The organism is Longimicrobium sp. (assembly GCA_036389795.1).
GTDB lineage: Bacteria > Gemmatimonadota > Gemmatimonadetes > Longimicrobiales > Longimicrobiaceae > Longimicrobium.
On the sequence record DASVWD010000202.1, the window covers coordinates 1 to 10,985 of the forward strand.

Annotated in this window: 14 protein-coding genes; 10 read left to right on the forward strand and 4 right to left on the reverse strand. The window is 71.5% G+C overall.

What is annotated here, in order from left to right:
- Positions 1 to 165: 165 nt before the first annotated feature.
- From cysK to VF746_24160, 3 genes are all read right to left on the reverse strand, one after another.
- Positions 166 to 1,161 carry a cysteine synthase A gene (gene cysK, locus VF746_24150; protein HEX8695527.1) on the reverse strand — a complete coding sequence of 332 codons (996 nt, stop codon included), beginning with the start codon at positions 1,159 to 1,161 and terminating at the stop codon, positions 166 to 168.
- A 149-nt stretch (positions 1,162 to 1,310) separates the two neighbouring features.
- Positions 1,311 to 1,799 (reverse strand): DinB family protein, encoded by a 489-nt coding sequence (locus tag VF746_24155; GenBank protein HEX8695528.1) that lies wholly within the window; start codon positions 1,797 to 1,799, stop codon positions 1,311 to 1,313.
- 110 nt (positions 1,800 to 1,909) lie between these two features.
- A complete protein-coding gene (locus VF746_24160) occupies positions 1,910 to 2,500 on the reverse strand; it encodes a hypothetical protein (GenBank protein ID HEX8695529.1) in 591 nt (196 codons plus the stop codon).
- A 197-nt stretch (positions 2,501 to 2,697) separates the two neighbouring features.
- On the opposite strand from VF746_24160, the gene VF746_24165 reads away from it, so the two are divergent.
- From VF746_24165 to VF746_24195, 7 genes are all read left to right on the forward strand, one after another.
- A complete protein-coding gene (locus VF746_24165) occupies positions 2,698 to 3,822 on the forward strand; it encodes a Re/Si-specific NAD(P)(+) transhydrogenase subunit alpha (GenBank protein HEX8695530.1) in 1,125 nt (374 codons plus the stop codon).
- Positions 3,819 to 4,325, forward strand: a complete 507-nt coding sequence (locus VF746_24170; GenBank protein ID HEX8695531.1) for a type II toxin-antitoxin system VapC family toxin — start codon at positions 3,819 to 3,821, stop codon at positions 4,323 to 4,325. Before VF746_24165 ends, VF746_24170 begins: the two co-directional genes overlap by 4 nt.
- A 212-nt stretch (positions 4,326 to 4,537) precedes the next feature.
- Entirely contained in the window at positions 4,538 to 4,900 is a 363-nt protein-coding gene (locus VF746_24175) for a hypothetical protein (protein ID HEX8695532.1), read from the forward strand.
- 60 nt (positions 4,901 to 4,960) lie between these two features.
- Positions 4,961 to 5,302, forward strand: a complete 342-nt coding sequence (locus VF746_24180) for an NAD(P) transhydrogenase subunit alpha (protein ID HEX8695533.1) — start codon at positions 4,961 to 4,963, stop codon at positions 5,300 to 5,302.
- A 1-nt stretch (position 5,303) separates the two neighbouring features.
- Complete coding sequence (locus VF746_24185) at positions 5,304 to 6,767, forward strand: NAD(P)(+) transhydrogenase (Re/Si-specific) subunit beta (GenBank protein ID HEX8695534.1); 1,464 nt, start codon at positions 5,304 to 5,306, stop codon at positions 6,765 to 6,767.
- 42 nt (positions 6,768 to 6,809) lie between these two features.
- The gene (locus tag VF746_24190; GenBank protein ID HEX8695535.1) at positions 6,810 to 6,986 is read left to right on the forward strand and encodes a hypothetical protein; all 177 of its coding nucleotides are present in this window, start codon (positions 6,810 to 6,812) and stop codon (positions 6,984 to 6,986) included.
- Positions 6,987 to 7,095: 109 nt separating this feature from the next.
- A complete protein-coding gene (locus tag VF746_24195; GenBank protein ID HEX8695536.1) occupies positions 7,096 to 7,299 on the forward strand; it encodes an NAD(P)(+) transhydrogenase (Re/Si-specific) subunit beta in 204 nt (67 codons plus the stop codon).
- A gap of 54 nt (positions 7,300 to 7,353) precedes the next feature.
- Here VF746_24195 and VF746_24200 read toward each other — a convergent pair whose 3' ends face one another.
- Positions 7,354 to 9,222, reverse strand: coding sequence for a GGDEF domain-containing protein (locus VF746_24200; GenBank protein HEX8695537.1), 1,869 nt, complete (start codon positions 9,220 to 9,222; stop codon positions 7,354 to 7,356).
- A 409-nt stretch (positions 9,223 to 9,631) separates the two neighbouring features.
- Between VF746_24200 and VF746_24205 the strand changes: the two genes are divergently transcribed.
- From VF746_24205 to VF746_24215, 3 genes are all read left to right on the forward strand, one after another.
- On the forward strand, positions 9,632 to 9,877 hold the full coding sequence (locus VF746_24205) for a hypothetical protein (GenBank protein ID HEX8695538.1): 246 nt from the start codon (positions 9,632 to 9,634) through the stop codon (positions 9,875 to 9,877).
- Between the two features lie 29 nt (positions 9,878 to 9,906).
- Positions 9,907 to 10,152, forward strand: coding sequence for a hypothetical protein (locus VF746_24210; protein ID HEX8695539.1), 246 nt, complete (start codon positions 9,907 to 9,909; stop codon positions 10,150 to 10,152).
- Positions 10,153 to 10,613: 461 nt separating this feature from the next.
- Positions 10,614 to 10,985, forward strand: a 372-nt coding sequence (locus VF746_24215; GenBank protein ID HEX8695540.1) for a hypothetical protein, incomplete at its 3' end; no start/stop codon positions are given.

Consider the following 10,985-nt stretch of genomic DNA (forward strand, 5'->3'; position numbering starts at 1 on the left):
CGGGTCTGACTCAGGAACGGGCTCTCTCGCACCAATGAGCTTACCGACCTCTTTGCCGACGCCACCCGCCCAATTTATGCTCCCACACCCGTTTCATCCTCCGTGGTCGCGCGCAGCGCGGTGGTAGACTCAGGATGACAGATCGGGGATTTCGGGTGGTAACCCTTACGCGGGCACCGGCTCGGCGGCCAGCGCCTCCTCCACGTCGGACCAGTCGGGGTCCTCCAGCTCGGTGTAGACGGGGTTCGACAGGTAGCGCTCGCCGAAGTCGCAGATCACGGAGACGATCAGCTTCCCCTCCATCTCCGGCCGCGACGCCACCTGGAGCGCCGCCCAGGTGATGGAGCCCGACGAGATCCCCGCGAAGATCGCCTCCTCGCGCGCCAGCCGCCGCGCCGTGGCGATGGCGTCCTCGTTGGTCACCCGCACGATCTCGTCGTAGATGGAGGTGTCGAGGAGGCCGGGGACGAACCCCGCGCCGATCCCGGCCTGCTTGTGCGGCGACGGCTCCCCGCCCGAGAGCACCGGGCTCTCGTTCGGCTCCACGGCCACGATGCGGATCGAGGGCTTCTGCTCGCGCAGGAACCGGCCGGCGCCGGTGATGGTGCCGCCGGTGCCGATCCCCGAGACGAAGACGTCGACCTTCCCTTCCGTGTCGGCCCAGATCTCGGGGCCCGTGGTGCGGTAGTGGATGCGCGGGTTGGCCGGGTTGTCGAACTGGCGCGGCATCCACGCCCGGCCGCCCAGCCTGCCCAGGATCTCCTCGGCGCGGGCGATGGCGCCCTTCATCCCCTTCGGCCCCTCGGTGAGCACCACCCTGCAGCCGAGCGCGCGCAGCAGGTTGCGGCGCTCCACCGTCATGGTCTCGGGCATGGTGAAGATGCAGCGGTAGCCCCGCACCGCCGCCACGTACGCCAGCCCGATCCCCGTGTTGCCGCTGGTGGGCTCCACGATCACCATCCCGGGGCGCAGCTCGCCGCGCTCGACGGCGTCGTCGATCATGGCGGCGCCGATGCGGTCCTTCACCGAGTTGAAGGGGTTGTAGCCCTCGTGCTTGACCACCACGCGCCCGGGGAGCCCGGCGGCCAGGCGGTTGAGCTGGACGAGCGGCGTGTCGCCGACCGTCTCGGTGACGTCGCGGTAGATGCGGTTGCGGGGCATGGGGGCTCCTGGGGTGCGGGGAACTGGCCGGCGCGAGAGGGCTCGCTTCGCCCGTATCCGCGCCCGCGGCTCCTGCGTCCGCGCGACGGCGCGTCTGGGGCTCCCCCAAAGGTCGGAGCGGGCGCCGCGCGCCGTCAAGGGCCGCCGCGTCAGTCGACCGGAAGGGCCTTGCGCAGCATCGACATCTGCGCGGTGTGCGCCACGTTGTGCTGCACGATCCCGTGGAGCATCACGTAGTAGCTGACGCCGCTGCCCAGCGCCCGGTCGCGCGCGTCACCCAGCGCCTCGTGCAGCCGCTCGGGCGGGAAGGCGCGCACGGCGTCCACCAGCTCGCGGAAGCTCTGCCCCAGCATGCGCACCGAGTAGCGCCAGTTCTCCTCCGTGGGCTCCGGCACCGGCGGCCAGTCGCCGTCGGCGGGGTCGCGGGCGGCGCCGGTGCGCAGCCGCCTGAGCACCTCGCGGTTCCAGGCCGTCATGTGCAGCACGATCTCCCACACCGTGTGCGCCTCCGGCAGCGGCCGCCGCGCCGCGTCCCCCGGCTCGATCCCGCGCAGGGTGTCCACCGCCGTCGGCCCGTACCACGGGTCGCCGTTGTAGACCGCGACGAGCAGGTCGGCGATGCGGGCGGATTCGGTCATCGGAAAACCAGTCCTTGGTCGTTTAGTCCGTAGTCCTTAGTCCCTAGTGCCCAGTGCCCAGTGTGACTGGGGACGCACTTCGCACCTCGCACTTCGTACTTCGCACTCCCTCACCCCGGCCTGAGCGACGTCGCCACGATCATCGCCAGGAAGCCGAAGAACGCCGCCACCGCCAGGAAGGCGTGGTACTTCGGGCTGCGGACGGCGGCGCCGACCAGCATCAGCAGGAAGCCTGCGAGCTCGAAGGGGCGGTCTTCGTTCCAGAAGGGGGCGCCCTCGACGAAGACGTTCCGGAGGGCGTTCAGCAGCGGGAGCAGGGCGCCGATCCCGTAGAACCAGCGGTGGTTGGCGTAGTAGTGGTCGCGCAGCGAGACCGGCTCCGCCAAGTCGTCGAAGTCGGGGAGCACCAGCACGGCCAGGAGGTACAGCGCGACCGGGACCAGGAGGAAGAAGACGAAGCCGAAGAAGTTGTCCGCCAGGTGCTCGACCGAGCGGATGGTGGACCACCACCACTGCACGTGCGCCAGGAAGACGACCGCCGTCATCACCAGCGACGCCCAGTAGACGCGCACCAGCCTGCGCGCCACCACCATCCGCCCCACCCCCGCCAGCAGGTGCGACACGCCCAGCCCGATGATGATCGACACCAGGACGGTGAGGTAATCCCGCGGGTCCATCGGCGCGGAAGGGGACTGGCTCATCGGCGTGGAGACGGAAGGGTTGCGAAGCGGCCCGGGCCGACAGTTGACGGCCCCGAGCGCCGCCGGTCAAGACCGCGCGGGCGGGGCGGGGAGAATTTCCTTCTTGGCAGTTCGCGCGCGCCGCCCCTAAGTTACGCGGGCAGCCCATCCGAAACATCTTCTCCCGCAAGCGTGCGCCCATGCCCGTCCGCGTAGGTGTGCCGAAGGAGACCGCGCCGCTGGAGCGGCGCGTGGCGCTGGTGCCCGAGGTGGTCGCCCGGCTGGCCAAGGCGGGCGTCGAGGTGGTGGTGGAGCAGGGCGCCGGCGAGGGCGCGTTCCTCTCCGACGACGCGTTCGCACAGGCCGGTGCGCGCGTGGCCGGGCGCACCGAGGCGTACGCGGCCGACGTGGTGGCGCGCGTGCAGGCGCCCTCGGCCGAAGACCTCCCCCTGCTGGCCGCCGAGCACACCCTGATCGGCTTCCTGCGCCCGCTGGACGACCCCCAGGGGATGGCGCGGCTGGCCGCCACCGGCGTCACCGCGCTGGCGATGGAGCTGGTGCCGCGCACCACGCGCGCCCAGAAGATGGACGCACTCTCCGCCATGGCCACCATCTCCGGCTACCGCGCCGTGCTGCTCGCGGCCGAGGCGCTGCCGAAGTTCTTCCCCCTCCTCACCACCGCCGCCGGCACCATCCGCCCCGCGAAAGTGCTCGTCCTGGGCGCGGGGGTGGCCGGGCTGCAGGCCATCGCCACCGCGCGGCGGCTGGGGGCGGTGGTGAGCGCGTACGACGTGCGCGCCGCCGCGGCCGAGCAGGTGGAGTCGGTGGGCGGGAGGTTCGTGCAGCTGGAGCTGGACACCACGGGCGCGGAGGGCGCCGGGGGGTACGCCGCCGCGCTCGACGCCGAGCGGCAGCGCCGCCAAGTGGAGCTGCTGGTGCCGCACGTGGGCGACTCCGACGTGGTGATCAGCACCGCGCTGGTGCCGGGGATCCCCGCGCCGCTCCTGGTTTCCGAAGACGCCGTGCGGGCGATGGCGCCGGGCTCGGTGATCGTGGACGTGGCCGCGCCCAACGGGGGCAACTGCGCGCTCACCCGCCGCGGCGACGTGGTGGAGGCGGGCGGCGTGCGCATCTTCGGTCCGCTCAACCTCCCCGCCGAGATGCCCGTGCACGCCAGCCAGATGTACGCGCGCACCGTGGCCGCCATGATCACCGAGTTCGTCAAGGACGGCGAGTTCCGCCGGGACTTCGAGGACGACATCTTCCGCGGCGCCTGCGTGGCCCACGGCGGCGAGGTCACCAACGAGCGCGTCCGCGGCATGGTGGAGAAGGTGCCGGCGTGAGCGGGGAGGCCGAGGTACAGCCGCAGGACGCTCGTCCCGCGGTGTACATCGAGACGAGCGTCATCAGCTACCTGACGGCGGATCTCAGCAAGGACATCGTCGTCCTCGCGCACCAGAAGATCACGAAGGAGTGGTGGGAGCGCCGGTCGGGGTTTCGGCTCCACACATCGGCGCTCGTGATCGCGGAGGCTTCTCGCGGCGATCCGCGGATGGTGGCCCAGCGTCTTGAGCTGCTCAGGCCGCTTCCGCTCCTGGAAGTCCCCGTCACGGTGGACTCGCTCGCCCGCGGATTGTTGGACCGAGGGGCGCTGCCGCCGAAGGCGAAGGTGGATGCAACTCACATCGCCATCTCGGCCGTGAATGGAATGGATTATCTTCTGACCTGGAACTGCAAGCACATCGCGAACGCGGCGATGCGGAAGCGGATCGAGGCGCTCTGCCGGGAGGCGGGGTTCGAGCCCCCGATCATGTGTACGCCCGAAGAACTGCTTGGGAGGGACTGATGTGGGAAGACCCGATCGTGGCGGAGGTCCACCGGATTCGGCAGGAGATCCTGGCTGAATACGACGGGGATCTGCACTCGATGCTGGAGGACATCCGCGGGCGATCAGCGAAGGGGGAGTTTGGAGATCGAATCGTTCGACACCCCCCCCGACTCGCGCAGCCCCAGCCGCCATCGCTCCGTACCGGCACCTGACGCGTCTGGAGATCGGCTTTGAGCGACTACAACATCCTGGAGCGGGCGGCGCTCTCGCTCACCGAGAGCTCGCGGGCGCGGCTGGCGCGGGCGCTGCTGGCCAGCCTGGCGCCGCGCGACCCCGACACCGCCGCCTGGTTCGGCGAGGCGGCGAAGCTGGTGGATGCGCACCTGGCCGAGGTGCAGGGCCCCGGCGCGCCGCCGCCGGAGGCGATCCCCGGCCACGAGCCTCCCGACCCCCGGCTGGAGGACGACCCCTGGCTGGGCGAGATCCGCAAGCGGCGCGGCGAGATCGAGAGCGGCGAGATCTCCATCCTGGAGGACCGCTTCATCCTGGGCGAGCTGAAGCGCCGCCTCGGCTTCGGCGGCGACGAGAAGTAGCTTAGGCGGCCGCCGGCCGCCATCGGCTCGGGTTCCTCCCCTCAACGGGCACGTCACCCCATGGCCATCACCTTCCTGTTCGTGTTCGTGCTGGCGGCGTTCGTCGGGTACGAGGTGATCACCCGCGTGCCGCCGCTCCTGCACACGCCGCTCATGTCGGCCACCAACGCCATCTCCGCCATCTCGCTGGTGGGCTCGCTGGTGCTGGCGGGGTCCGACCACGGCACGCTCAGCACCCTCTTCGGCTTCATCGCGGTGACGGCGGCCACCATCAACGTGGTGGGCGGCTTCCTGATCACCGACCGCATGCTGAAGATGTTCAGGCGCGGCCGCCCCGCGGCCGACGCGAAGGCGGTGGGCCCGGGGGGCGACGGCAAGCGGCCCGAGGCGGGGAGGAGCTGAGATGCTCGCCCTCCTCCTGCAGGCGCACGCGGGCGACGCGGTGCGCGACACCCTCGGCGAGCTCTCGCGGCAGCCGGGGACGGACCTGCGCACCACCTTCATCGAGCTCATCTACCTGGGCTCCGGCGTCCTGTTCATCCTGGGCCTGCGCTCGCTCACGCGCCCCGACAGCGCGCGGCGCGGGATGCAGCAGGCGGCGCTCGGGATGCTCTTCGCCATCATCGGCACGCTGCTGCACCGCGACATCGTCCGCTACGACTGGATCATCGGCGGGCTGCTGCTGGGCACGGCCATCGGCTACCCGCTGGGGATGTTCGTCCCCATGACGGCCATGCCGCAGCGGATCGCCGTCTCGCACATGTTCGGCGCGCTGGCGGCCACGCTGGTGGGGGTGGCCGAGTACTACAACCACGCCGGCCAGGTCTCGCACCCGGTGATGGCGGCGCTCGGCTTCGAGGTGCTCTTCGGCGCGCTCACCATCACCGGCAGCTTCATGGCCTTCGGCAAGCTGCAGGGGTTCATCACCGGCACCCCCGTCACCTGGCGCGGGCAGAACCCGATCAACATCACCCTCTTCGCGGTCACCTTCGGGATCTTCGTCTACCTGATCTTCCGCCCCGACAGCGCCACGCTCTTCTACGCGATGATCGGCCTGTCGCTGGCCATCGGGGTGCTGATGGTGCTGCCGATCGGCGGGGCCGACATGCCGGTGGTGGTGTCGCTGCTGAACTCGTACGCGGGGCTGGCGGCCAGCGCCACGGGGTTCGCCATCGGCAACACGGTGCTCATCGTCTGCGGCGCGCTGGACGGGGCGAGCGGGTTCCTGCTGTCGATCCTGATGAGCAAGGCGATGAACCGCTCCTTCGGCAACGTGCTCTTCGCCGCGGTGGGGAGCGCGCCGGCGGGGGCCGCGGCCGCCGAGATCGCCGACCGCACGGTGCGCTCGATCTCGGCCGAGGACGTGGCGGTGCAGCTCGCGTTCGCGCGCGAGGTCGTCGTCGTCCCCGGCTACGGGATGGCGGTGGCGCAGTGCCAGCACCAGGTGCGCGAGCTGGCCTCCCTGATCGAGAAGCGCGGCGGCGACGTGAAGTACGCCATCCACCCCGTGGCGGGGCGGATGCCCGGGCACATGAACGTGCTGCTGGCCGAGGCGAACGTGCCGTACGACCGGCTGTACGACCTGGAGGAGATCAACGACAAGTTCGAGCAGGCCGACGTGGTGCTGGTGATCGGGGCCAACGACGTGGTGAACCCGGCCGCGCGCACCGACCAGTCCAGCCCGATCTTCGGGATGCCGATCCTGAACGTGGACCGGGCGCAGAGCATCATCGTGCTCAAGCGCAGCATGGCGGCGGGCTTCTCGGGGGTGGAGAACGAGCTGTTCTACCACCCGCGCACGGCCATGCTCTTCGGCGACGCCAAGAAGTCGATCGAGTCGCTGATCACGAGCATCAAGGAGGTGTGAGGCAGGCTCGCGGCTTCCCTCCCCGGAAAGGAGGAAGGGACCATGGGTGAACCGCAGTTCCGGCGCATGCTCCCGATCGTGATCGTCGTCGCGGTCGTCACGGGTGTGGTCGTCGCGCTGGTGGGCCGGGCGCTCGGACTGGCTCCGGCCGTCGTCGGAGGCATTACCGGCGGGCTGGTGGCCGGCCTCGTCCCCGTCATCCGGCGGAGGCGGGGCTGAGGCGAGCCCCGCGCCCGCCGCCTCGACCCGGGAGGAGGAGATCGACGACCCGTTTCGGTCGGCCGGACGTCGCCGGTGCTCGAGGCCAACGGCGTGGTGGAAGCCGGCCGTGCGCACCGACCAGTCCAGCCAGATCTACGGGATGCCGATCCTGAACATGGACGGCGGCGCAGAGCATCCATCGTGCTCAAGCATGGCGGCAGGCTTCTCGGGGGTGGAGAGCGAGCTGTTCCACCACCCGCGCACGGCCATGCTCTTCGGCGACGCCAAGAAGTCGATCGAGTCGCTGATCACGAGCGCCAAGGAGGTGTGAGCGAGGATGCCGGAGGATTCGGAACCTCCCGATCCCCGGGCGGAAGAGGCGTGATCACACCTGCGCGGGCGCGATCTCCACGCGGTTGCGGCCCAGGCTCTTGGCCCGGTAGAGCGATTCGTCCGCGCGCTTGAGGGTGGCGGCCACGCCGGCGTCCTCCGCCCGCCAGACGGTGGCCCCCACGCTGAGGGTCACGGAGAGGGCGGGGTGCAGGTCCGAAAAATCCAGCGCCTCCACGCTCGCCCGGAGACGCTCCGCCACCTCCGCGGCGGCGGCCGTCCCGGCGCCGGGCAGGACCGCGACGAACTCCTCGCCACCCACGCGCCCGACGGTGTCCACCTCCCGCAGCGACCGGCGCACGCCCTCCGCGACGCGGCGCAGCACGACGTCGCCCGCGTCGTGGCCGTGGGTGTCGTTGATGGCCTTGAAACGGTCGATGTCCATCGCCAGCACGGCGAAGCCGGCGCCCTGCCGCCGCGCGACGCGCGCCTGGTCGTCGGCCACCCGCCAGAGGTGGCGGCGGTTCGGCAGGCCCGTCAGCTCGTCGGTGAGGGCGGTGGCGCGCAGCCGCCGCGCGTTCCGGAGCTGCCGCACGGCCAGGAGCACCAGCGCGGCGATGATCACCGCGCTGAGCGCCAGCACCGCCACCTGGAGCCGCCGGATGCGCGCGGCCGCCGCGCTCTGCCGCAGGAGCGCGCGGTTCTCCGCCTCCTTCCTCTCCGCGTCGAACTGCACGCGCAGCCGGGCGCCCTGCTCCTCGCGCGCCTTCTCTCCGAGGGCGCGCTGGAGCGCGAGCTGGTCGCCCCGCGCGACGAAAGCCTCGTGCCACCGCTCGGCCGCGGCGTAGGCCTGCGCCCGTTCCTCGTGCACCTTTTCCAGGAACCGCTGGTTGCCGGTCGCGGCGAAGTGGGCGCGCGCGGCCTCCAGCTCCACGAGCGCCTCGTCCGTGCGGCCGAGCATGCGCAGCGCCACGCCGCGCGTGAGCCGCGCCGTCGCCACCATCTCCGCGTCTCCGGCGGCGCGGAAGCGGGCGAGCGCGCTGTCGACCGCGGCGAGCGCCTGGGCGGGGCGCCCGAGCCGGTACAGCACCACGGCGACGGCGCGCTGGTCCACCGCCACCTCGTCGCGGTCGCCGCGGCGCCGGTCGAGGGCCAGCCCGCGGCGGTAGTACGCGAGCGCCTCCTCCAGGCGGCCCATCCGCTCGAGCGTGCTGCCGAGGTTGAAGTAGGTCGTGGCCGTCCCGCGCGCGTTGCCGGCGCGGCGGTTGGACTCCAGCGCCTGGCGGTAGTAGTCCAGCGCCCGCTCGTACTGCCCGACGTGCGAGTCCGCGTACAGGTTGGCCATGGCCGTGAGCGTGTAGCGCTGCTGGCCTTCGTCGCCGAGCGCCGTGTACAGGCGGTATCCCTCGTCCAGGTCGGCCAGCGCGCGGGTGAAGTCGCCCAGGTAGTACCGCACCTGCCCGCGCAGCACCAGCGCGTCGGCGAGCAGGTCCCGCGCGCCGAGCCGGCGTCCCTCCGCCACCCCGAACTCGTAGTCGCCGATCGCCTCCCGCGTGCGTCCGGCCGCCTCGTGGCCGTAGCCGCGGCAGACGCGCAGCGCCGCGAGCGCGCGCGGGTCCCGACTCCGGGCCGCGTCGTCCACGCCCGCGGCCGCGAACGCCGGCACGGAGTCCGGCACCGCCGCCGCGGCCGCCCAGCAGCGCACCCGGTGGGCACGCATCCGCAGCGGCGCAGCGGCCGGGGAGGCGAGCCGCGGGAGCGCGCGCTGCACCAGCCGGAGCGCGGCTTCCGGGTCCGCGTCCTCCAGCTTCTCCGCCTCCCGGACCCAGCGCTCCGCCTCGGGAGGGCTGCCGCGCGCCTGCGCCGCGCCGGCGCGGGCGGCGAGCAGCGTCAGTGCGAAGGAGAGCGCGTGCGGGATACGCATGGAGGTGGCGAAGGGAGGATCGGGAGAGGGGAGTGGGAGGAACGTGGCGGCTGTGAACAATAGGCCCCTCGTCCCCCGGGTGGAAGCCTCGGAACGATCCGCGCAGGGCGAGTCGGCTCCCCGGGCGCCCCGGCCGCGCGCGGAGCGTGACCCGTGCTCGAGCGGAGCCTGGCGGCCGTCCCGCCGGCGCGTGCACTCCTTCGCGTCTTTCACGCCGGATAATCCGATCCTTTTCTTTCTCCGCGGACCTCCCTAAACTTCGTCCGGGCGCCTGGCGGCACTCGCGGGACCGCGCGGGGCGGGCATCGCAGGCGCTGGGAGTGGGAATCGATCGTCTCTCCTGCTCGCTCCTTACCGGCCGGAGCGGGAGGGTGGCATTTTCTTCACGAACCTCCACCCGGGAGGACGGATGCGGACGCCCAAGCTGAAGCTGGAGATCGAGGCGCTGGCGGTGGAGTCGTTCCCCACCGCCCCGGCCGCGGACGGGCGCGGGACGGTGCACGGCGCGCAGGAGGGCGCCTTCGCCGGAGTCGGCGCCGACACGGGGTGCACCGCCCCGTGCCTGAGCGAAGAGTCGTGGTGTCCCATCCTGAGCTGCGGCAGCTCGTGCGACCCGGAGACCACCGTTCCGGAGCCGGGGAAGATCACCGACTGATCCACCTCCGCAGACGACAGGGAGGCATCATGCCCAAGCTGAAGCTGGACCTGGAAGCGCTGGCGGTGGAGACGTTCGCCACCACGCCCGCGGGCGGCCGCCGCGGCACCGTCCGCGGCGCAGCGTACGACGGCCTCGCCGACACGCCGGTGGAGGACACCGGGTGCACGGCGCCCTGCATGAGCGGCGACTCGCTCTGCAAGATCGAGAGCTGCGGGAGCACCTGCATTGCCGCGAGCTGCTACGGGTGCGACGCGTACCCGGCCCAGGCGTGACCCGGCCGGCCTCGTGCCGGCGGTAATGTCGCCGTAGAGTCTCGCCGGCTACGGTTTTCGGGGGGCGGCTCACCGGAAGGCCATCCGAGCCGCGCCGGCCAGGGACCATCGCCCCCCGCACTACTTTGGTGCGGGGGGCGGTGCAATTCGCATCACTATAGATCTTTTCAGGACACTCAGGTATATGTATCTGAGCAGGTTGCGCAGGCCGTGATTCAGATGTTTCGCCGACACCTCGATCACACGCGCTGAACCTTGATGAAATGCCAAACATCGTTGCCAACGTGGACGTTTTTACCAGGATCCTGTGCCACACACCAGCGTATCAGTTTCGATGCGACCATCCCTGAAGTGTCAGATTATTGCCTCGCACGCGTGTTGCTAGCTTCGTATTTCCCGCAGTTGTTTAGCGGTCGCGGCGGTCCGGCTGCGACCACCACCACCCACCCAAAGGGAGCCCCATGAGGTACACGAAGACGGTCCCGGCCGCGGTTCTCGCCCTGCTCGCCACCGCCGCGTGCGACTCGTTCGACCCGCCGGTCAGCCCCGAATCGGGCGGCGCGTCGGCGAACCGGGCCGCCCCGCAGGCGGAGTTCCGCACCCCCGACGACGAGTTCGCGCGCGTGGCGCGGGCGGAGGTCCCCGGCTTCGCGGGGTTCTACCTCCAGAACGACGGCACCCCCGTGGTGCTCCTGACCGACCCCGCCCAGCGCGGCGCGGCGCAGCGCTACCTGGCGCGGGAGTTCGTCCGCGCCCGGCGCGGCCGCCACGCGAACGCGCCGACGCAGCCGATCTTCCTGAAGGCGGCGTACGACTTCGCGCAGCTGAAGGAG

Bases quoted from the DNA above. Each gene is read 5' to 3' on its own strand.
- cysK (HEX8695527.1), bottom strand. From the start codon at position 1,161: ATGCCCCGCAACCGCATCTACCGCGACGTCACCGAGACGGTCGGCGAC.
- VF746_24155 (HEX8695528.1), bottom strand. From the start codon at position 1,799: ATGACCGAATCCGCCCGCATCGCCGACCTGCTCGTCGCGGTCTACAAC.
- VF746_24160 (HEX8695529.1), bottom strand. From the start codon at position 2,500: ATGAGCCAGTCCCCTTCCGCGCCGATGGACCCGCGGGATTACCTCACC.
- VF746_24180 (HEX8695533.1), top strand. From the start codon at position 4,961: ATGGCCATCACCTTCCTGTTCGTGTTCGTGCTGGCGGCGTTCGTCGGG.
- VF746_24185 (HEX8695534.1), top strand. From the start codon at position 5,304: ATGCTCGCCCTCCTCCTGCAGGCGCACGCGGGCGACGCGGTGCGCGAC.
- VF746_24190 (HEX8695535.1), top strand. From the start codon at position 6,810: ATGGGTGAACCGCAGTTCCGGCGCATGCTCCCGATCGTGATCGTCGTC.
- VF746_24200 (HEX8695537.1), bottom strand. From the start codon at position 9,222: ATGCGTATCCCGCACGCGCTCTCCTTCGCACTGACGCTGCTCGCCGCC.
- VF746_24205 (HEX8695538.1), top strand. From the start codon at position 9,632: ATGCGGACGCCCAAGCTGAAGCTGGAGATCGAGGCGCTGGCGGTGGAG.
- VF746_24210 (HEX8695539.1), top strand. From the start codon at position 9,907: ATGCCCAAGCTGAAGCTGGACCTGGAAGCGCTGGCGGTGGAGACGTTC.